The sequence below is a fragment of the Polaromonas sp. P1_F2 genome (genome assembly GCF_056405735.1).
This window is the reverse complement of sequence record NZ_JBFUBN010000005.1, coordinates 36739-57594: the sequence shown is the minus strand read 5'-3', so window position 1 is coordinate 57594 and position 20856 is coordinate 36739. Positions and strand designations below refer to the sequence as shown.

The following is a 20856-nucleotide window of genomic DNA, read 5'->3' as shown; positions in this document are numbered from 1 at the left end:
CATTTGGCGCAGGCCTGGCCGGTTTCAGGTCTCGAGTGCAGCCGCCATGCGGTGCGGCATGAGGCGTTCGCGTGGCGCTTCGCCGCCCCACAGGCTCAGCATCAGCTCCACGATGACCGGTCCGAAATCTTGATGCGGAATTTCGACCGAGGTGAGCCACGGGGCGAGCCAGGCATTGATCGGGTTGCCGTCGATGCCGACCAGCTCGCAATCGCCGGGCACCCGGATTCCGCTCTCGCGGGCCACGCGGTGCAGCCCATAGGCGACCTGGTCGCTGATGCACATCGCGCCACGCGGCCAGGCGCCGGGCGCCGCGAATTGGGCTGCGGCGGCGTAGCCGATTTCCAGGTGCGAGATGCCCGGGGCCTCCACCCTGCGGATCCGGTCGGCTGACAAGCCTCTGGCGCCGGCCCGCTCGCAGAAGCCCTGCACGCGTTCCCTGGTCGTGGACGATCCGCGCGACGGAAATACCACGGCCGGCGCGTCGATGCCGCGGTCGAGCAGGTAGTCCGCGGCGGCGGCGCCGGCCGCCAGGTTGTCCGGCCCCACGAAGGCGCAGCTGCCGAACGGGCTGCGCCGGCTCACGAAGACCATCGGAGCACCTCGCTCCACGAAGTCGCGCAGGCCGGCACTGTGCTGAGCCGCGACCATCACGTAGCCCTGCACGACCTGCGAACGCATGGCGTTGAGATAGTCGTCCTGCAGCTCCGGCCGGTCGTGCGTGTCGCACAGGATCATCGTGTAGCCGGCCTCGCGCAGCGCGGCCTCGGTGGAGGCGGCCAGCGTGGCCATCACCGGGTTGTCGAGGTTGGCGGCCAGCATCGCGACCAGGCGGCTCTCACGGCTGCGTAGCGCGCGCCCCAGCTGGTTCGGGTGGTAGCCCACGGTCTTGATCGCCTCGCGCACGCGCGCCAGCGTTTCCGCCGAAGCCCGCCGGGTCTCGCCGTTCACGATGCGCGAGACGGTGGAGATTGAGACGCCGGCCTGCACGGCGACTTCGCTCAGCGAAACCGGGCCGACGCCCTTGCGCCTGCGCGGGGTGTCGTCGGTCATCGGTGCTGGCGGCAGGCCTGCCGGGCCTGGACGCCGCAGCGAATGTCGGGTTGGCGCGAAGGCCGGTCATGCGGATGGCGAGGCGGGAGTCCGGCGAGTGGAAAGCAAAGCATCGATGGGTCGTATTTTGGGAAAACAGGGAGTGATGGCGGGTGGCCGACCGGCGGCGCGACCGGTGCGTGCCAAGACAACATATAACCGAGAAAGCCGCGACTGACAAGTATGGCAAACGATTGCCAGGCGTTGGCAAACGTTTGCCATAATAGCCAAAACCGCCAACGATCGCAACACAACGGCACAGGACAACATGGTTTTCACCTCCAGCAGCACGCACAGCGACGGCAAGCCCCTGCCGATGCTCCTGCTCGTGATCGCGGCGACCGGCAGCGCCGCGGCCACCCATCCCGGCCATGCGGGCTGGGCGCCCTTTGCGCCGGCGGCCGACGCGCATTCCTGAAGCCGACGATCGATCGGCCCCCCTTCCTTTTTTTCAAGAAAGAGACAACCATGAACTTCCAGCTTCGTTCCTTCGCCAGGCACGCCACGCGCGCCGGCCTCCTGGGCGCCGCCGTCGCCACGCTGGCCACCAGCGCCTTGGCCGACATCCGCGTCATGTGCTACCAGGACGGCAATGAATGCGATGTCACGGCCGACCTCATCAAGCGCTATGAGGCCCAGAACGCCGGCGCCAAGGTGATCCTCGACGTGGTGCCCTACAAGACGGTGGTCGAACAACTGCCCGTGCAGCTCGCGGCCGGCCAGGGCCCCGACATCGCGCGTGTCGCCGAGATCGGCGGGCTGTCGAAGAACTACATCGACATCAGCGCCCATGTGAAGGACCGCAAGTACTGGGAAGAGAATTTCGGCAGCACCTTGCCCTGGATGCGCAACAAGGCGGGCGACAAGGGCATCTACGGTTTCCTGTCGCAAATGACGATGACCGGCCCCTTCGTCAACAAGACCTTGTTCGAGCAGGCCAAGGTGCCCATGCCTGGCCCCAAGGCCACCTGGGAAGAATGGGCCGATGCGGCGCGCAAGGTGGCCAAGGCCACGCAGACTCCGGCCGCCATGGCCTGGGACCGTTCGGGCCACCGCTTCGCCGGTCCCGCCGTCAGCTACGGCGCGAAGATCTTCGACGCCAAGGGCAACCTCACGGTTGACGCCGGCTACAAGACCGCCGTGGGCAAGTTCGTCGCCTGGCACAAGGACGGCACCATGCTCAAGGACGTCTGGGGCGGCTCGGGCGGATCCAGCTATGCCGATGCGGTGGGCGAGTTCAAGAACGGCCGCGTGGTGATGATCCTGTCGGGTTCCTGGCAGATCAACCGCATGCAAAAAGAAATCGGCAACGCCTTCGACTGGGTCGCCGTGCCCAACCCCTGCGGCCCCGCCGCCTGCTCGGGCATGCCCGGCGGTGCGGCCTGGGTGGCGCTGAAAACCACCAAGTCCCCGAAGGAAGTGGGCCGCTTCCTGGACTTCATGGCGCAGGAGGCCAATGTCGCCGAATTCGCCTCCCGCACCAACAACATCCCGGCCCATGCCGGTGTGGCCAAAAAAGGCGTGGACTATCCGAGCGCCGGCCCGGCGGCGCGCGCCGCGCTGGGCGTGTTCACCAGCGGCACCGCCACCATCGCGCCGCCGGCCTACGCACTGCAAGGCTACAAGTACAACCGCGCCCTGATGCTGCCGACCGTGACCCGGGTCACCCAGGCCATCGTGGGGGAAATCAGCGTGGACGAGGCCGTGACCAAGATCGGCACCGACATGGCGGAAGCGGTCAAGCAAGCCGAGAAGTAGCACACCCCAAGTCGCGCACTTTGTGCGCTCCTCCCCCTTGCAGGGGCGACACCTGCGGCCTGGCAAAGCCAGTTCCGCGGCATCTCTGGCGTAAGACTGGGATACAGGTGGTGCCTTGACAGTAGATCGGAGTCGCTATGTCGGTTTTCTCAGCCTTCCTGGGCTTTTTGTTCAACCTGTTCGAGCCGGTGTTCCGGCTGGGCCAGAAATGGCTGGGCGCCTCGCGCATAGGCTGGTTGTTCGTCGGGCCCAACCTGGTGGTGATCAGCCTCTTCACCTTTTTGCCCATCGTGGTGAACCTGGTGTATGCGGTGACCGGCGGGGTGAACCTGCTGCCCACGCAGCGGCCTTTCACCGGGCTGGAGAACTTCGCCATCCTGCTTGAATGCCGCGACTACACCGATCTGCAGACCTGCCGCACCGACATCTTCTGGCGCTCCATCGCCAACACGGTGAAGTTCAGCCTGATCCAGGTGGCCTTGATGGTGTTCTTCTCGCTGGTCACGGCCCTGGTGCTGAACCGCAAGATCATCGGCCGCGGTTTCTGGCGCGGCGTGTTCTTCTACCCGGTGCTGCTGTCGCCGGTGGTGGTGGCGCTGATCTGGAAATGGCTGCTGCAAAGCCAGGGCGTGTTCAATGCCGGCCTGGTCGCCATGGGCGCTTCGCCGATGGACTGGCTGCTGGACCGGCACTGGGCTTTTTTCTGGGTGGTGGTGGTGTCGATCTGGGCCCACATGGGCTTTTACACGTTGATCCTGCTGGCCGGCCTGCAGGCCATCCCGAAAGACGTGTATGAAGCCGCCGAGATGGACGCCGCGCCGCCGTGGCGCGTGCTCAGGCGCATCACGCTGCCGTTGCTGATGCCCAACCTCATCGTGGTGCTGGTGCTGGTGATGATCCGCGCGGTGCAGAGTTTTGACGAAGTGTTTGTGCTCACCGGCGGCGGCCCGGGCTCGGCCACCACCTTCATCGTGCAGTACATCTACCAGACCGGTTTCGCCGAGCAGATCCACCTCTACGGCCTGGCCGCCGCGGCCTCGCTGATCCTGGCCGCCGGCCTGATGGCCCTGACGCTCGCGCAACTGCGGCTGTCCAAAGCCGGCGAGGCCGGAAAAATCAAGAAGTAAGGAAAAAGCGATGGCCAATTTCTTTACCCGCACCCAGGGCCACAAGCACGGCGGTGCCAGCCTGCATTGGACCGACTGGGTCTCTTACGCCTACCTGCTGGCCGGCCTCGTCGTGATGTTCGGGCCGGTGCTGTGGCTTGTGATGTCGTCCTTCAAAACCGAAAGCGCGCTCAGCCAGTTCCCGCCGACCTTCCTGCCCTACAGCCAGAAGGAAGCGGTGGTGGCCGGTTACGACAAGCCCCTGCCGCTGTTCCGTTCCAAGGACGAGCAGGGCAACATCCGCGAACTGGCCCAGGTGCGCCGCATCGGCCTGGTCGCCACCATGGTCGACCCCGCCGCGCCGCAGACCGAGATACGCGTCAACATCAACGACCGCAAGCCGGTGAATGAACTCAAGTTCGCCGGCGGCAACTACACCGAGCTGTTCGGCAAGTTCGCCTTCGGCACCTACCTGTGGAACAGCGTGTTCATCACCGTGGTGGCCACCATCCTCACGTTGCTGTTCAACTCGATGGCGGCCTTCGCGCTGTCCAAGTACCAGTTCACCGGGCAAAAGACGGTGTTCGTGCTGATCATCGCCACGCTGATGATCCCGCCCACCATCATCCTGGTGCCGGCCTTCCTGGTGATCTCTGAACTGAATCTCTTGAACAACCTCTGGGGCGTGATCCTGCCCGCGGTGGCCACGCCCACAGGCGTGTTCCTGCTGCGCCAGTACATGCTGACCATTCCCGACGAACTGCTGGAGGCCGCGCGCATGGACAACGCCAGCGAGTGGCGCATCTACTGGAAGATCATCCTGCCGCTGGCCGCCCCCGCCATGGCGGTGCTGGCCATCTTCTCCTTCATGTGGCGCTGGAATGACTTCCTCTGGCCGCTGATCGTGCTGTCCAAGTCTGAGCACTTCACCCTGCAACTGGCGCTCAATGCCTTCCAGGGCGAACTCAACACGCAGTGGCACTACCTGCTGGCGATGACGGTGATCACCCTGATTCCGATCACCCTGGTTTTCGCCTTCCTGCAGAAATACATCGCGACCGGCATCGCCAGCGCCGGCGTCAAATAAACCAAGGACTCTCCCGTGGCCACTCTTGAACTCGCCAGCGTCGTCAAAACTTTCGACAAAGCCACCATCATCCATGGTGTGGACCTGACCGTTTCCGACGGTGAATTTGTGGTCTTCGTCGGCCCCTCGGGCTGCGGAAAATCCACGCTGCTGCGCATCATCTCCGGGCTGGAGCCCGCCAGCAGCGGCGACATCCGCATCGACGGCCAGCGCGTCAACGAGGTCAGCGCCGCGCACCGCGGCTGCTCCATGGTGTTCCAGTCCTATGCGCTGTACCCGCACATGAGCGTCTACGACAACATGGCCTTCGGCCTCGAGAACCTGGGCGTGGCCAGGCCGGTGATTGAAAGCAAGGTCAACGCCGCCGCCGCCATGCTGCAGCTCACGCCGCTGCTGCAGCGCAAGCCCACCCAGCTTTCCGGCGGCCAGCGCCAGCGCGTGGCCATAGGCCGCTCCATCGTGCGCGAACCCAAGCTGTTCCTGTTCGACGAGCCGCTGTCCAACCTCGACGCCGAGCTGCGCGTCTCCATGCGCGCCGAGATCCGCGACTTGCACGCCCGCCTGGGCGCGACCATGATTTACGTCACCCACGACCAGGTCGAGGCCATGACCATGGCCGACAAGATCGTGGTGCTGCGCGCCGGCCGCATCGAGCAGGTCGGCTCGCCGCTGGAGCTGTACAACCGGCCCTGCAACCAGTTCGTGGCCGGCTTCATCGGCAGCCCGCGCATGAACTTCGTGCCGGCGGCACAGATGCCCGGCGCCAAACCCGGCGCCCAGACCGTGGGCATAAGGCCCGAGCACGCGCGGCTGTCGGACGACGGTCCGCTGCAACTGGCGGTAACCCAGGTCGAGCAGCTCGGCAGCACCAGCATCCTGCACGGCAAGGTGGTGCCCGACGCGCCTTTTGAACTGATCCTGAACGGCCAGACCACGATCAAGCGCGGCGACACCGTTAGCGTAAGCGCGCCCGCGGAGCAATTGCATTATTTCGACGCTGACGGCCTGCGCCTTTGAGCGCCGTGCCCGGCTGACCCCATTCCCTTTCGACTCCCCACCCATGCGCCTGGACCATCCTCCCGTATTCGCCCTGCAATCCCGCAACGACAACCACCTTGTGCTGGCCAGCGACGGCGCCGCCGTGGCCCACATCTGGGTGCTCGAAGAAGACATCGTCCGCGTGCTGGTGCTGCCGCAGGGCCGGCTACAGATGCCGCGCAGCTGGACGGTGGCGCCCGGCCTGGAAAACCTGCCTGTTGAAGGCCGCGACCGTTTCGACGTGAGCGGCTTTTCGCTGCCCGCGTTCGAGCTCAAGGAAGAGGGCGAACAGTTGCAGGTCAGCACCGGCGCTGTGCGCCTGACGGTGACGCTCAGAGGTTTTTTCTGCCGCTGGGAAAGCCGGCACCAGGGCCGCTGGCAGGCCAGCGCCGCCGACCGTTCCACGCAAAGCTACAACTTCGGCTGGTGGGACGAAAAGGTCTACCACTACCTGCAGCGCGATCGCGGCGAGGCCTACTTCGGGCTGGGCGAGCGTGCCGGCGACGCCAACCGCGCCGGGCAGCGCTACCGCATGTGCAACCTGGACCCCATGGGCTACAGCGCGCGCAGCACCGACCCGCTGTACAAACACATCCCGTTCTACATCACGCGCAAGGGTGGCGAGCAGGATGCGGGTTTGTGTTTCGGCCTGTTCTACGATACCTTGTCCGACTGCAGCTTCGACATGGGCCGCGAGATGGACAACTACCACGGCCACTACCGCTACTTCGTGGCCGACCACGGCGACCTCGACCTGTACTACATCGCCGGCGACGGCCCGGCCGCCATCACGCGCCGCTACACCTGGCTTACCGGCCGGCCCATTTTCCCGCCGCGCTACGCGCTGGGCTATTCCGGCTCGACCATGAGCTACACCGACGCGCCCAACGCGCAGGAATGCATGGGCGAGTTTCTTGAGCGCTGCGAGGAACACGACATTCCCTGCGATTCCTTCCATCTGTCCTCGGGCTATACCTCCATCGGCCCCGGCCGCTACGTCTTCAACTGGAACCGCGAGAAATTTCCCGACCCCGCGGCCTTTGTGACGAGCTACCTGGACCGCGGCGTGCGCCTGGTGCCCAACATCAAACCCGCGCTGCTCGGCAACCACCCGCGCTTCGAAGAAGCCAGGCAGGCCGGCCTGCTGGTGCAGGACCCGGACGGCCGGCCCACCGCCATCCAGTTCTGGGACGGCACCGGCGCCTACCTCGACTTCACCAACCCCGCCACCATCGCGTGGTGGAAAAAGCAGGTCACGGAGCAGTTGCTCGACTACGGCATCCCCGCCACCTGGAACGACAACAACGAATACGAAATCTGGAGCGACAAGGCGCTGGCCCACGGCTTCGGCGCGCCGCGCCCCGCGCGCGAGGTGCGCCCGCTGCAAACCTTGTTGATGATGCAGGCCTCGCACGCCGCGCAGTCCGAGTTCGCACCCGCGGAGCGGCCCTACCTGGTGTCGCGCTCCGGCGCTGCCGGCATGCAGCGTTATGTGCAGACCTGGTCGGGCGACAACTACACGGCCTGGGAAACCCTGCGCTACAACATCCGCATGGGCCTGGGCCTGGCGATGTCCGGCGTGTCCAATACCGGGCACGACATCGGTGGTTTCTCAGGCCCCGCGCCGGGGCCTGAGCTGCTGCTGCGCTGGGTGCAGCACGGCATCTTCCTGCCGCGCTTCAGCATCCACTCATGGAACGACGACAAAACCGTCAACGAACCCTGGATGTACCCCGAGGTGACACCCCAGGTGCGCGATTTGATCCGCCTGCGCTACCGCCTCATGCCTTACCTCTACGACCTGGTGTGGCGCTACCACAGCGCCTACGAGCCCATCATCCGGCCGACCTGGCACGACTTCCCCGAAGACGCGCGCTGCCTGGAAGAAAACGACGACATGCTGCTGGGCGGCAACCTGCTGGTGGCCTCGGTGGTCGAGCCCGGCCAGACGCAGCGCCCCGTGTGGCTGCCCGGCACCGGGGGCTGGTACGAAGTGCACACGGCGCGGCACTTCGACGCCGGCCGATCGGTGACGCTGGAGGCGCCGCTGGACGGCGCGCCTCCGCTGCTGGCACGCGAAGGCTGCGCCATCCCGCTGAACCTCGGCGAAATCCATTTCGCAAAAGTCGAAGATGTGCGCGGCTTCCAGCTGTTTCCCTTCAAGGGCGACGGCGGTTTCGAGGCGACCTGTTTTGAAGACGACGGCCATAGCCAGGCCTGGCGCAGCGGCGCTTATGGACAGTGGCGCCTGCGCGTCGAGTCCACCGCGCAAGGCCTGCACCTCGCGGTTTCCCGCGAGGGTGCCCAGCCGCCTGTGCAGGGCCGTCTTACCCTGTTGCTGCCGGCGGCCGAGCAGCGTGTGCTGAGTTTTGCCGGCGCAACGTTGGTGCAGGACCAGTTGGAAGAGGCAAGTGCCTGGAGGCGGCTGACCCTGAAGCTCTAGCCCGGCGGCCGCAGTGCCGAAGCTTTTTGTAAAGCAACGTCTTCTTCAATACGCTCTTTAAGCCCAATGAAGTATTCCTGCATCTGGGCGATGGTGGGCGGATCCGGCAACAAGGTGTCGTATCCCTCATCCGATTCCGGGATCGAATCTTTGCACATCCTCTGCATGGCAATGTCGAACTTCATCGGAACGCCGGCTTCTTCAAAAGCGGCGTAGAAGTCGACAGGCTTGAAGTAATTTCCAGTGAGCAGGACATACATGTCCAGCCAGTCACGGGACTTGGTCCGGTTGGCGCACGCAATGCATTTGAGTTTAAAAATCTCGTGCAGCGTTGCCAGCCTTGGCCTGTCGTCCAGGCCCGGTAGCAGGAGGGCCGAGACCTCGGGGTCGGGGGCGACCAATGTCAGTTTGACCGTGCCCGCCACGATGTAGTCCTGCATGTAGTCCCAATAGTCCATGCCCGTGTCTTCAAACTCCCTGACGCCGTCAATGCTGTCATTCGGCACGAAAGGAAAACCGGCTTCGCCCGCCATCCGGCGCAAACCCTCGATTTGCCGGCGAGGCAGCCGGGTTTGCGGGATCATGAAATCCAGGTCTTCGCTGATCCGGTGATCGAGATGCATGGAGAGCGCCGTCCCTCCGACCAGCACAAATCCCCTCAAGGCACGGTTTTCCTTCAGGTACTCCCAGAGTTGTTCGGTATCAGGCCTGAGCATGGGAGATGCCTTTTTCGATGTTGCGCAGCATCCTTGCCAGCGCCTCGCCTGAATCGGTGGATGCCTGGAGTTCACCTGTCTCGCGGAGGGCCAGGAGTTGCTCCTGGACAAAAGGGCTTCCGTATTCGAGCACCGCCTGGAGGACCGGCGCGTAGTTGCCTTTTTTCAGTGCGTTCCTCACAAGCGCCTCCGGCTTCGGGGATTTGCTCGACCAGGACAAGCCCCAGCGCGGATCAGAGAGCGGCGGGTTGGCGGGTGCTTCCGCCTTTCGGGGCGGAAATGCATGTGCTGCGGGAACCTGCACGCGCGCCCGTGGTTTCTTCTGCTGGATGGCCAATTCCAGGCCTGCTGCCTGCGCGAGTGCCGCTAGCGTCTGGACCTCCATCGACCTTCTTTTTTTTGACCTGGACAAAGTCTCCGGTGCCAGGCCCGCGACCTCAGCCAGTTTTGACTGGTCCATGCCAACCTTTCTGGCGGCAGCCAGCACGGCTTCCAATAGCGATTGGTGAATGGCTTTGTCCATCCGGGAGAGGGTAGGATAAATTGACTTAAAAGTCAATTCTCCCTCTGGCGCTGCCGCTAGCCCGCGTGGCTCCGGACCTTGTAGACCAGCCAGGAGCCCGACTTCTGCTTGCGCAGATAAAAGCGAACGGAACAATCGAAAAAATCCACGCTGACCTCCGCCGGGTCCGGATCCAGGCTGCCGGCCAGGCGGCGAAGGCGGTTGCCGTTGGTCTGGAATGGCGTAAACCCGGTCGGTTGGACGCAGCGGCGCAAGCGGTCTTTCCAGCCGGCGTCAGTGTCCACGCCTTCGATGTACGCGTGGGTCGCTGCGATGGCCTCCGCGGGCCTGTGTTCGAGCTTGACCCAGAAAGCCAGCAGGGCCGAACCGGCGAAGAACGCGGCGATGGTGGAAATCAGGGTTTTGCGCATCAGGCTGAGCTGCTCGCCTTCGCCGGCTCAGGCCCGCTTCTTGAACATGGCTGACGCACCGCTCGCCGCGCGAATCTCTTCGGCCGTGGCGAGCAAAGCTTCCGACAACTCCTCCATGCGCGCCTCAGTCAGGCGCACCAGCGGGCCGGCGATGGTGACCACGCCTATCGCGCCCGTGGGTGACATCACCGGTGCGGCCATGGCCGTCATCTGCGGTGCAAACACTTCGTTGATCATGCTGAAGCCACGCTTGCGTGCTGCCTGCACATAAGCCAGCAGCGCCTTGACGGTGGTGGGGGCCTTGGGGCCGAAGTCTTTCGGCAAGCCAAAGCCCTGCCTGGCAACGAGGCGCATGGCTTCTTCGTCGCTCATGGTCGATAGCCAGGCGTGGCCGGCGGAGCTGCACGAGAGGCGCACCGACAGGCCCATGTCGGGGTCATAACGCAGGCCGCGACGCGCGCCCTGAGCCTTGGCGACAAAGGTGAGGTCGTCACCGTCGACCACGGCAAGCCGCACCAGCTCGCCCGACTCTTCGGCCAGGCTGTCGAGCAGCGGCTGTGCCACGTCGACCACGCCCGACGCGCTCAAAAAGCCCAGGCCTAGCGACACGAGCTTGATGGTCAAAACGTATTCGCCCTGCTCGCGCACCTGGCGCACATAACCGCAGCGGCACAGCTCGGCCAGCAGGCGGTGGGTGGCGCTGAGCGGCATGTCCAGCGTGGCGGCAAGCATGGAGACGGTTTGCCCCTCGGGGTGCAAGGCCAGATGCTCCAGGGTTTTGAAGCTTCGTTCGAGAAGGGTGCTCATAGAGAAATGACGTTTTGAGGCAAGGGCATGGCGCCATTTGGCCACGCCTTGCGGCCGGGCCAATCACGGAATGATAATGGTTTTCCATTATGGAAAGACTTTCCACATTGATTGATGATCCAGCCTGCCCTGATGGTGGCGCGTGTATCGGCGCTGCCCGCTTGCTCACTTTCCCCTATTCAAATCCGAGACAAAAGGACCCTTCCATGACGTCGATGCCCTCTATCCGTTTCACACGCCGCACCCTCGCCCTGGCCGCAGCCGCCCTGTTGGGCCTCTCGACCGCCGCCATGGCCCAGGACATCCAGGAACGCACCATCAAGTTCGGCCACCTGAACAACCCCGACCACCCGACCAGCCTGGGCGTGCGCAAGTTCGCCGAGATCGTCGCCGCCAAGAGCGGCGGCAAGATCAAGGTGCAGGAATTCGCGGCTTCCCAACTCGGCAACGAGTTGCAGCAGCAATCCGCACTGCAGGGCGGCGTGCAGGAAATGCTGGTGGCCTCGACGACGTCGCTGAACGGCATCGTCAAGGAATTCGGCCTGCTCGACTTTCCCTTCCTCTTCGCCAATGCGAAACAGGCTGACGCGCTGGTCGACGGCCCCCTGGGCAAGATGCTCACCGCCAAACTGCCTGAAAAGGGCGTGATCGTGCTGGGCTTTTTCGACCTGGGCTTTCGCAACGTCACCAACAGCAAGCGGCCCATCATGAAGGGCGCCGACCTGGAAGGCCTGAAGCTGCGCGTGATCCCGAACCCGGTGTTCCTGGAAACCTTCAAGACCTTCAAGGCCAACCCGGTGCCCATGCCCTTTGCCGAGCTGTACGGCGCGCTCGAAAGCAAGGCAGTCGATGGCCAGGAAAACCCCTTCGCGGTGATCGCCTCGAGCAAGTTCTATGAAGTGCAGAAGTACGTGAGCGGCACCAACCACGTCTATGCCACCAACCCGATCCAGATCAGCAAGCGCTTCTGGGACAAGCTCTCGGCGACGGAGCACAAGATCCTGCAGGACGCAGCTATCGAAGCCCAAAACTGGCAGCGCGTGGTCAGCCGTGAAGTCTCGGCCAAGGCCCTGGGCGAGCTCACGGCCAAGGGCATGCTCTACAACGACGTGCCGCCCGCCGAGCTGGCCAAGATGCGCGCCGAAGTGCGTCCCGTCTACGAAAAGTTCTCCGCCGCTTATGACCCGGCCGTCGTGACCCTGTTCAAGTCCGAGCTGGAACGGGTGTCGAAGTTCTGACTGCCATGAAAATACTTGTCCTCCACGGGCCGAACCTGAACCTGTTCGGCCGCCGCGAACCCCACATCTACGGCACCACGACGCTCGCGCAGATCGACGCCATGCTGGCACAACTGGCCGGAGAGCTGGGCGTGACGCTCGAAACCATCCAGTCGAACCACGAAGGGGCGTTGATTGATTTCCTGCACCAGCACATCGACATGGCGCAGGGCGCGCTGGTCAACCCCGCTGGCTTAACGCAGCATGGCGTGCCGCTGCATGACGCGATCAAGGCCATGCCCTTCCCGGTGGTCGAGGTGCACATGTCGAACCTCGCGACACGTGAGCCCTGGCGCCACCACTCGATCATCTCGCCGGCCGTGAAGGGCACGATCCAGGGCTTCGGTCCGCGCTCCTACCTGCAGGGCCTTCGGGTCGTGACTGACATCGCGCGCGAAGCGCAGGCCCTTGCCGCGCAAAACTGACATGGACAAGTTCGTCGACAAGGCCTGCAAAGGCATCGAGTTCCTCATCGCCCTCGGCCTGGCCATCATGGTCGTGCTGGTGTTCGGCAACGTCGTGTTGCGCTACGGCTTCAACTCGGGCATCACGGTGTCCGAAGAGCTTTCGCGCTGGCTCTTCATCTGGGGCACCTTTCTCGGCGCGCTGGTCGCCCTGCGTGAACACGGCCACCTCGGCATCGACATGGTGGTGGGGCGGCTGCCGGTCATCGGCAAAAAGATCTGCCTCATCGTCGGGCACGCGCTGATGATCTTCATCGTGGTGCTGCTGGCCATGGGCAGCTGGGAACAGGTCAAGATCAACTGGGATGTTACGGCGCCGACGACCGGCTGGTCCATGTCCATCGTCTACCTCTCGGGTCTCGTGTTCGGCGTGCTGGCGTGCGGCCTGCTGCTGCTGGATTTGTGGAAGGTCATCACCGGCCAGCTGTTGGAGGATGAACTGGTCATGGTGCAGGAGTCGGAAGAGGCCGTGCAGCTCAAGCAGGTGCTGGGCGATGCGCGCCAGCCCGACAACTCCGTGGGAGCACGGCCATGACCATCCTCATTTTCATCGGCTCGCTGCTGGCCGCCATGGCGCTGGGCATTCCCATCGCGTTTGCGCTGCTGGCCAGCGGTGTCGCCCTGATGTGGCACCTGCAGCTGTTCGATGCCCAGATCCTGGCGCAAAACCTGGTCGGCGGCGCCGACAGCTTCCCGTTGCTGGCCGTGCCCTTCTTCATGCTGGCCGGCGAAATCATGAACGTCGGCGGCCTGTCGCGCCGCATCGTCAACCTGGCGCTGGCGCTGGTCGGCCACGTCAAAGGCGGGCTGGGCTATGTGACCATCATGGCCGGCTGCCTGCTGTCGGCGCTGTCGGGCTCGGCTGTGGCCGACGCCGCCGCGCTCACCGCCTTGCTGCTGCCGATGATGGTCAAGGCAGGGCACGAGAAGGCGCGCGCTGGCGGCCTGATCGCCGCCGTCGGGGTGATCGGCCCGGTGATCCCGCCCAGCATCGGGCTGGTGATCTTCGGCGTGGCGGCCAACGTGTCGATCTCCAAGCTCTTCTTCGCGGCCGTTGTGCCGGGCCTGCTGATCGGCGGCGCGCTGTGGGTCACCTGGGCCTGGCTGGTGCGCAGCGAGAAGATCGTCCCACCGCCGCGCAAATCGGCCCCCGAAATCATGAAGGCCTTCAAGGACGCCACCTGGGCGCTGGTCCTGCCGGTCATCATCCTGGTCGGCCTGCGCATGGGCGTGTTCACGCCCACCGAGGCGGCCGTGGTGGCCGCCGTCTACGCCCTGTTCGTCTCTATCGTCATCTACCGCGAACTCAAGCTCCCGCAACTCTACGGCGTGTTCGTCGCCTCGGCCAAGACCAGCGCCATCGTGATGTTCCTGATCGCCGCGGCCATGGTCAGCGCCTGGCTGATCACGGTGGCCAACCTGCCGGGAATGGTGGTGGGCCTGCTCAAGCCTTTCATGGACAGCCCGATCTTGCTGATGGCCGCCATCATGGTGCTGGTCATGGTCGTCGGCACGGCGATGGACATGACGCCCACCATCCTGATCCTGACGCCGGTGCTGATGCCCGTGGTCAAGGCCGCAGGCATCGATCCGGTCTACTTCGGCGTGCTGTTCATCATCAACAACTCGATCGGGCTGGTGACGCCGCCGGTGGGCACGGTGCTCAACGTGGTGGCGGGTGTCGGCAAGATCAGCATGGACGACGTCACCAAGGGTGTCATCCCGTTCATGATCGCCGAGTTTGCGGTGATGTTCCTGATGGTGGTGTTCCCCAAGCTGGTCACGGTCCCGGCAGGCTGGTTCTACTGACATGGCACTTTTAGGCAAGGCTGCAGTCGCCATGTGGTGGGACATCCTGCCCGCGCAACGCGAGGAGTTTCAGGAGTGGCACTCCCGCGAACACTTTCCGGAGCGTATGGGCATTGAAGGCTTTCTGCGCGGCTCACGCTGGTCAAACATTGACGGAGGAACGGGATTTTTTGTGATGTACGAGCTGGCATCGTATGAAACCCTCACCTCTTCAGGATACCTGCAGAGCCTGAATAATCCGTCGCCATGGTCGGCGAAGATGATGCCGCACCACCTGCACATGGTGCGCAGCCAGTGCAAGCTGCTCAGCAGTTTCGGTGCCGGACTGGGCCGGGCAATGGCGACGATTCGCCTGTCACCTGCGGATGGCCAGGCAGGGCCTTTGCTGGCCTGGCTGGAAAAGCTGTTGGCGTGGGAGGCAGAAAGCGGGGCCATCGTCGGGGCGCACCTGCTGCAAACCCGAACGCCGGAGGCAGCCATGACGCAAGAACAAAAAATCCGCGGCGGGGATGCCGCCGCCGACTGGATTGTCTTGTTGTCGTCGTATGAGACCGAGACCCTGCAACACGCCCTGGCCAACGAACTGTCGCCGCAGTGTCTCCGGGCGGCAGGCGCCATTGCGGCCATGGCACATGACATCTACGCGCTTTCTTATTCACTGGGGAAGCACGACTTGCATCCTGCCGCGCAGGGCGGGGCAGCGTAAGTCCCCGTCAAGGTGCTGGGGCTGCCGCGCATGGCGGGGTATACCGGGTGAATGTGGCTGCCGGCGCGCGAATTGAGGTTTCAGCGCGGCTCAACACGTTTGGCCTCGCGCCACGCCACCGGCGTAGCCCCCACCTCGCGCCGGAAAACGGCGTTCAGGTATTGCACCGAGCGGAAGCCCGAGGCCTGCGCAATTTCCGCGATGCCGGTGTCGGTATGGGCAAGCAGCTCGAAGCAGTGCTCCAGCTTGCGCTGCAGGATCTCGTCGTGCACGGAACGCTTGAGGTCGCGGCGGAAATACATCTCCAGCGACGAGCGCGACATGCCCATCATCTCGGCCACCTGCTCGGTCTTGATGCCCTGGCAGGCGTACTGGCGTATGTAATAGAGCCCCCGCATCACCGCCGGGCTGTGCTTGACGTCGCGCGCTGTCGACGCCCGGCTCTGGACACCGGCCGGCGGGACCACCACGCGGGTGCCGCGAACCGGCGAGCCGCTCAGCGCCTGGTGCAGCAGCTGGGCCGCCCGGCGGCCCATTTCGGCCGTACCCTGGCTCACGGAGCTGAGCTCGATGCGGGTGAGGTGCTGCCCCAGCGTATCGTTGTCGATGCCGATGATCGCCACTTCATCGGGCACGGCGATGTCGGCGACGATGCAGGCCTGCAGCAGCTGGCGCGCGCGCGCGTCGGTGACGGCGACGATGCCGATCGGCTTGGGCAGGCTGTCCAGCCAGGCGATCAGCTTCTTGGTGGCGCTCCCCCAGGTGGGCGCGCTGGTGGCCAGGCCGCGGTGGATCTCGCCCGAGGCGCCGTTGCGCAGCAGCCATGCCGAGAAGGCCCTCTCGCGCTCCTGGGCCCAGCGGTTGAGCGGGGATTCCGGAAGGCTGTAGCACGCGAATCGCGTCATGCCGGCTTCCACCAGGTGCTCGAGCGCGCGCGCGACCAGCAGCTGGTTGTCCGTGGCCACGTAGGGGACCTGGCCCGGGTAGCTGGCGGGATCCTCGTACGAGCCGCCGATGGCGATCACCGGGACATGGGCGCCCGTGAGCGCCCGCGCGACGGCGGGGTCGTCGTAGTCCGCGATGATGCCGTCGCCCTCCCACTCGTGGATGCCGTCCAGGCGGAAGCGGAAGTCCTCCTCCAGGAACAGGTCCCAGGCAACCCGCGTCTGTTTCACATAGTCACCGATGCCGATAAGGATCTCGCGGTCGTAGACCTTGCTGGCATGGAACAACAGGGCCACGCGCAGGACCGCGGGGCCGTTTGTCCGGCCGGGCCGGCGCGGGGTCGGGCTTTTTGTCATGGAGGGCCGATCTTGGCACATCGCGCCAATTGCTGCGATGCAGAAAGAAATTTCGTAAGCCGCACTCGGCAATTTCGCAAGCCGCCGCGCAGGCGCAACCGCTAGCATCGCCACTCTGCTTATCGCGGTGGGGGCACTCCTCCCATCGCGTAAAGGCGCGCCCTCCCTGTGCGCGAAACGGAAAACGGCTTCCAGGAAACCAACGAGGAAATCGATGACTGAGCCAACCCGCTACCCGAGTCTCAACGGCAAGAGCGTGCTCATCTCCGGCGGCGCCACGGGGATAGGCGCTTCCCTCGTGGAGCATTTCGCCGCGCAAGGCGCCCGGGTGGGGTTTGTCGACATCGACACGGAAGGCGCCCTGGCTTTGCTGGCCAGGCTCGAAGGTGAAGGGCTGCGCGGCGTGCATTTCGAGGAATGTGATGTGACGGACATCCCCCGCCTGCGCGGCGCCATAGGCGCGCTCCGCCAGCGCATAGGTCCCATCCAGGTGCTGGTGAACAACGCGGCGAATGACCAGCGCCATCTGATTGAAGAAACCACGCCCGAGTCATGGGATGCCGGCGTGGCGGTAAACCTCAAGCACTACTTTTTCGCCGCGCAGGAGGTTTTCAAGGACATGAAAGCCCTGGGCGGGGGTTCCATCATCAATTTCGGCTCGGTGAGCTGGATGGTCAAGACGGGCGGGATGCCTGTGTACACCACCTGCAAGGCCGCGGCCCAAGGACTCACCCGAAGCCTTGCGCGCGACTTCGGTCCGCATCGCATCCGCGTCAACACGGTGGTCCCGGGATGGGTCATGACCGAAAAGCAGGTCCGGCTGTGGGTGACGCCGCAAGCGAAGATCGAACTGGCGAAAGCGCAGTGCCTGCCCGGCGAACTGGCGCCCGGGGACCTCGCGCGCGCCGTGCTTTTTCTCGCCTCCGATGACAGCAGCATGATGACCGCACAGGATTTGGTCGTCGACGGTGGCTGGACATGAACGCTCCGGCGGCGCGCGATCTCATCCTGGTGACGGGCGCGACCGGCAAAGTCGGGCGGGCCTTCATAGCCCGCCTGCTGGGCGATGCGCGCTACGACCGGTTCCGGCTTCGCGCGCTGTGCCACAAGCGGACCTTGCCTCCGCATCCCCGGGTCGAATCGGTGCGGGGCTCCGTCCAGCATAGGGACGACGTCCTCCGCGCGGTGGAAGGCGCGACGCACGTGCTGCACCTGGCGACCAGCAAGGAGACCCCGGACGATGTGATGGACGTGGCGGTCAAGGGCATGTTCTGGCTGCTCGAGGAATGCCGCGCCAGCAGCACATTCCGGCAGTTCCTGCTGGTGGGCGGGGATGCCGCGGTGGGCCACTTCTATTACCCGCATGCCGTTCCCGTCGTCGAGAGCCAGCCGCACAGCGCCTACCCGGGATGTTATGCCCTGTCCAAGGTGCTCGAGGAGGTGATGCTGGAGCAATACCAGATCCAGTACGGGCTCAACGGCTGCTGCCTGCGCGCGCCCTGGATCATGGAAAAAGACGATTTCCGCTATACCCTGTCCTTCGGCGACGACGTCTTCGGCGGTCCCCGCTGGCACGAATTGGTGGGGGCGGCGAGGGCGCGCGAATACGCGGCTTCCTCGGCCGTCCCGGTGATGCTGGATCCGCAAGGCAAGCCGGTGAAGCGCAACTTCGTGCACGTGGACGACCTGGTGGAGGCGATCCTGCTGGCGCTTGATGAGCCGCAGGCCAGGCACCAGCGCATGAATGTCTGCATGGACGAGCCCGTCGATTACGGCGCGCTGGGCGACTACCTGGCGCGCACGCGCGGAACGCCGCTGGTTCCCGTGCCCACCCCCTACCACTCGACCTGGCTGGACAACAGCAAGGCGAAATTTCTCCTGGGCTGGCGCCCGCGCTACGACATGGCGCGGCTGGTGGAGGCCGCGTGGACCTACCAGCGCTCCGCCGAGGAGCCGCGAGTCATCTGGTATCCCGGATAGGAACACTTGCTCCGCCCGTTGCCGCACCGGAAGGAGCAGGGAAAGCAGAAAGATCGGGTGCCGGCGCGCTTCGACCAAACCAACATCAGGAGACAGAACATGAGACTTCTTAAGCGACGCACATTCACGGCAGCCCTGGCCGGCGCCGGCCTCGCGCTGGCGTGGAGCCCGTTTGCCCGGGCCCAGGCCGCAGGCAAAAAACTGGTGATCGGCTTTGCCCAGACGGGCGCCGAGAGCGAATGGCGCACCGCCAATACCGACTCGGTCAAAACCGCGGCCAAGGCGGCCGGCTACGAATTGAAGTTTTCCGACGCGCAGCAGAAGCAGGAGAACCAGATCAAGGCGATCCGCTCCTTCATCACCCAGAAAGTGGACGTCATCATTCTCGCGCCGCTCGTCACGACAGGCTGGGACACCGTGCTCAAGGAGGCCAAGGCCGCGAAGATCCCCGTGATCCTGGAGAGCCGCAACGTGGTGGTGAAAGACCCGTCCACCTGGACCACCTTCATCGGCTCCGACTTCGTCGAGGAAGGCCGCCGGGCGGCGCAATGGCTTCTGGACAACACGAAGAGCACCACCGGGCCCGTCAACATCGTCGAGCTCCAGGGAACGGTCGGCTCCGATCCCGCGATCGACCGCAAGAAAGGATTCGACGAAGTCCTCAAGGGGAACTCGCGCTACAAGGTCATCCGCTCCCAGACCGGCGACTTCACGCGCGCCAAAGGCAAGGAAGTGATGGAGGCCTTCCTGAAGGCCGAGGGCAAAAAGATCAATGTGCTTTACGCGCACAACGACGACATGGCCATAGGCGCGATCCAGGCCATCGAGGAGGCGGGCCTCAAGCCCGGCAAGGACATCCTCGTCATCGGCGTCGACGCCGTGAAGGGCGCTTTCGAGGCCATGGTGGCGGGCAAGATGAACGTGAGCGTGGAGTGCAATCCGCTTCTGGGTCCGCAGCTGATGGAGGCGTCGGCGAAGGCCGCCGCCGGCCAGCCGCTGCCGCGCTGGATCAAGACGATCGAAGGTGTATTCCCGGCTGAAGTCGCGGCCAAGGAGTTCCCCAACCGCAAGTACTAACGAAAGAGCTGGCGAAAGACCAGCGAAATGGTTTTGCATTCGTAGGGTGACAGGAAAGCGGCTGGCCTGGAAGCCGCGGCCCATTACGACCAACCCGCGCGGTTTCGCGATCGCGCGCATGCCGCCAGGCCGGCAAAAAACGAGCAGGAGACAGCAATGCATACAAGACGAGACATCCTTGCCGCAAGCGCGGGCGCAGCACTGGCGGGTATCGCGGGAGCGGCGGGCGCGCAGACCTACGAGCCCGGCTGCTTCAAGCCTTTTGCCGCCAGCACCAAGACCATCCAGTACCCCGCCAAGAAAGGCCCCTACCGCATCGCCCTGGCCAACGGCTACGCGGGAAACAGCTGGCGCATCCAGATGATCAAGTCGCTCAAGGCCTACGCGGCGACGCCCGAGATGAAGCCCCACATCAAGGAGCTGAAGGTGGTCTCCACCGGCACCGACGTCGCCGCGCAGCTGGGCGCCGTCGACAACTTCATCAATGCGGGCTTCGATGCCATCCTCACCATCGCGGTGTCGCCCACGTCCTTCAAGCCGGTGATCAAGCGCGCCAAGGACGCGGGCGTGGTGCTGATCCCCTTCGACAACGTGCTGGACACCGACGAGGTGATCCAGGTCAACGAAGACCAGCTCGAGATGGGCCGCCTCATGGGGCGATGGCTGGAGAAAAACGGTGTCACCAGCGGCAAGGTGCTCGAAATCCGCGGGCTGCCCGGAAACTCGGTCGACCGCGACCGGCACCTGGGTTTTCGCGAGATCATGGAAAAGCACAAGGGCGTGCAGATCGTCGAGGTGGTCGGCAACTGGGACGACGGCACTTCCCAGAAGGTGGCGGCGGACGCCATCGCCGTGCACGGCCGCTTCAACGGCATCTACACCCAGGCCGGCTCCAACGGCACGGTGCGTGCGCTCATCGAGGCCAAACATCCTTTTGTGCCTATCGGCGCCGAGGGCGAGAACGGCTTTCGCAAGATGGTTTATGCGCACCACAAAGACGGGCTCAAGGGCGCTTCGGCCGCGCAGTCACCCGGCCTGGTGGCCGTGGCGCTGAAAGCGGCCATCGCCGCGCTGCAGGGACAGAAGCTGCCCCAGTACATCTCGGTGCCCATCCCCTACGTGGAATACCAGCAGATGGAGCCGGGAAAGAACTTCTACCCCGATCTGCCGGACACCTTCTATGTGGCCAATGAGTTCCCGCCGTGCAACATCAACATTACGGCGCCGGACATCATGAAACAGAGCGAAGGCAACACCTGAAG

General features: G+C 64.5%; 21 protein-coding genes. 15 read left to right on the top strand and 6 right to left on the bottom strand.

Features of this window, described 5'->3' with window-relative positions; genetic code table 11:
• Window positions 1-24: 24 nt before the first annotated feature.
• Window positions 25-1053, bottom strand: coding sequence for a LacI family DNA-binding transcriptional regulator (locus AC1D0O_RS11855; protein ID WP_477653731.1), 1029 nt, complete (start codon window positions 1051-1053; stop codon window positions 25-27).
• Window positions 1054-1360: 307 nt separating this feature from the next.
• Here AC1D0O_RS11855 and AC1D0O_RS11850 point away from each other — a divergent pair, with 307 nt between their 5' ends.
• From AC1D0O_RS11850 to AC1D0O_RS11825, 6 genes are all read left to right on the top strand, one after another.
• Window positions 1361-1510, top strand: a complete 150-nt coding sequence (locus tag AC1D0O_RS11850; protein WP_477653730.1) for a hypothetical protein — start codon at window positions 1361-1363, stop codon at window positions 1508-1510.
• Window positions 1511-1560: 50 nt separating this feature from the next.
• Window positions 1561-2850 (top strand): ABC transporter substrate-binding protein, encoded by a 1290-nt coding sequence (locus AC1D0O_RS11845; protein WP_477653729.1) that lies wholly within the window; start codon window positions 1561-1563, stop codon window positions 2848-2850.
• Between the two features lie 137 nt (window positions 2851-2987).
• The gene (locus AC1D0O_RS11840) at window positions 2988-3977 is read left to right on the top strand and encodes a carbohydrate ABC transporter permease (protein WP_477653728.1); all 990 of its coding nucleotides are present in this window, start codon (window positions 2988-2990) and stop codon (window positions 3975-3977) included.
• A gap of 10 nt (window positions 3978-3987) precedes the next feature.
• Window positions 3988-5043 (top strand): carbohydrate ABC transporter permease, encoded by a 1056-nt coding sequence (locus tag AC1D0O_RS11835; RefSeq protein ID WP_477653727.1) that lies wholly within the window; start codon window positions 3988-3990, stop codon window positions 5041-5043.
• A gap of 15 nt (window positions 5044-5058) precedes the next feature.
• Entirely contained in the window at window positions 5059-6060 is a 1002-nt protein-coding gene (locus AC1D0O_RS11830) for an ABC transporter ATP-binding protein (protein WP_477653726.1), read from the top strand.
• A 43-nt stretch (window positions 6061-6103) separates the two neighbouring features.
• Window positions 6104-8524, top strand: coding sequence for a glycoside hydrolase family 31 protein (locus tag AC1D0O_RS11825; protein WP_477653725.1), 2421 nt, complete (start codon window positions 6104-6106; stop codon window positions 8522-8524).
• On the opposite strand, the gene AC1D0O_RS11820 is transcribed toward AC1D0O_RS11825, so the two are convergent.
• Genes AC1D0O_RS11820 through AC1D0O_RS11805 form a run of 4 tightly spaced genes read right to left on the bottom strand, consistent with a single transcriptional unit; the run spans window position 8521 to window position 10980 of the window.
• Window positions 8521-9240 (bottom strand): nucleotidyl transferase AbiEii/AbiGii toxin family protein, encoded by a 720-nt coding sequence (locus AC1D0O_RS11820; protein WP_477653724.1) that lies wholly within the window; start codon window positions 9238-9240, stop codon window positions 8521-8523. The genes AC1D0O_RS11825 and AC1D0O_RS11820 overlap by 4 nt on opposite strands.
• Window positions 9227-9763: a hypothetical protein gene (locus AC1D0O_RS11815; RefSeq protein ID WP_477653723.1), complete on the bottom strand. Its 537-nt coding sequence runs from the start codon at window positions 9761-9763 to the stop codon at window positions 9227-9229. Before AC1D0O_RS11815 ends, AC1D0O_RS11820 begins: the two co-directional genes overlap by 14 nt.
• A gap of 56 nt (window positions 9764-9819) precedes the next feature.
• Complete coding sequence (locus AC1D0O_RS11810; RefSeq protein WP_477653722.1) at window positions 9820-10173, bottom strand: hypothetical protein; 354 nt, start codon at window positions 10171-10173, stop codon at window positions 9820-9822.
• A gap of 27 nt (window positions 10174-10200) precedes the next feature.
• On the bottom strand, window positions 10201-10980 hold the full coding sequence (locus AC1D0O_RS11805; RefSeq protein WP_477653721.1) for an IclR family transcriptional regulator: 780 nt from the start codon (window positions 10978-10980) through the stop codon (window positions 10201-10203).
• A gap of 206 nt (window positions 10981-11186) precedes the next feature.
• On the opposite strand from AC1D0O_RS11805, the gene AC1D0O_RS11800 reads away from it, so the two are divergent.
• From AC1D0O_RS11800 to AC1D0O_RS11780, 5 genes are read left to right on the top strand one after another with little or no spacing between them, the layout of a single operon-like run.
• A complete protein-coding gene (locus AC1D0O_RS11800; protein WP_477653720.1) occupies window positions 11187-12218 on the top strand; it encodes a TRAP transporter substrate-binding protein in 1032 nt (343 codons plus the stop codon).
• A gap of 5 nt (window positions 12219-12223) precedes the next feature.
• Window positions 12224-12682, top strand: a complete 459-nt coding sequence (locus tag AC1D0O_RS11795; protein ID WP_477653719.1) for a type II 3-dehydroquinate dehydratase — start codon at window positions 12224-12226, stop codon at window positions 12680-12682.
• Window position 12683: 1 nt separating this feature from the next.
• The gene (locus AC1D0O_RS11790; RefSeq protein WP_477653718.1) at window positions 12684-13256 is read left to right on the top strand and encodes a TRAP transporter small permease; all 573 of its coding nucleotides are present in this window, start codon (window positions 12684-12686) and stop codon (window positions 13254-13256) included.
• The gene (locus AC1D0O_RS11785) at window positions 13253-14530 is read left to right on the top strand and encodes a TRAP transporter large permease (RefSeq protein WP_477653717.1); all 1278 of its coding nucleotides are present in this window, start codon (window positions 13253-13255) and stop codon (window positions 14528-14530) included. Before AC1D0O_RS11790 ends, AC1D0O_RS11785 begins: the two co-directional genes overlap by 4 nt.
• Before the next feature lies 1 nt (window position 14531).
• Window positions 14532-15236: a hypothetical protein gene (locus AC1D0O_RS11780; protein ID WP_477653716.1), complete on the top strand. Its 705-nt coding sequence runs from the start codon at window positions 14532-14534 to the stop codon at window positions 15234-15236.
• A gap of 80 nt (window positions 15237-15316) precedes the next feature.
• On the opposite strand, the gene AC1D0O_RS11775 is transcribed toward AC1D0O_RS11780, so the two are convergent.
• The gene (locus AC1D0O_RS11775; protein ID WP_477653715.1) at window positions 15317-16537 is read right to left on the bottom strand and encodes a XylR family transcriptional regulator; all 1221 of its coding nucleotides are present in this window, start codon (window positions 16535-16537) and stop codon (window positions 15317-15319) included.
• Between the two features lie 214 nt (window positions 16538-16751).
• On the opposite strand from AC1D0O_RS11775, the gene AC1D0O_RS11770 reads away from it, so the two are divergent.
• The 4 genes from AC1D0O_RS11770 to AC1D0O_RS11755 all read left to right on the top strand — a co-directional run bounded on the left by AC1D0O_RS11770 (window position 16752) and on the right by AC1D0O_RS11755 (window position 20854).
• Complete coding sequence (locus tag AC1D0O_RS11770) at window positions 16752-17519, top strand: SDR family NAD(P)-dependent oxidoreductase (protein ID WP_477653714.1); 768 nt, start codon at window positions 16752-16754, stop codon at window positions 17517-17519.
• A complete protein-coding gene (locus AC1D0O_RS11765; protein WP_477653713.1) occupies window positions 17516-18517 on the top strand; it encodes an NAD-dependent epimerase/dehydratase family protein in 1002 nt (333 codons plus the stop codon). The genes AC1D0O_RS11770 and AC1D0O_RS11765 overlap by 4 nt, the downstream gene beginning before the upstream one ends.
• A 99-nt stretch (window positions 18518-18616) precedes the next feature.
• Window positions 18617-19594, top strand: coding sequence for an ABC transporter substrate-binding protein (locus AC1D0O_RS11760; RefSeq protein WP_477653712.1), 978 nt, complete (start codon window positions 18617-18619; stop codon window positions 19592-19594).
• Window positions 19595-19750: 156 nt separating this feature from the next.
• Window positions 19751-20854 (top strand): sugar ABC transporter substrate-binding protein, encoded by a 1104-nt coding sequence (locus AC1D0O_RS11755; protein ID WP_477653711.1) that lies wholly within the window; start codon window positions 19751-19753, stop codon window positions 20852-20854.
• Window positions 20855-20856 lie beyond the last annotated feature (2 nt).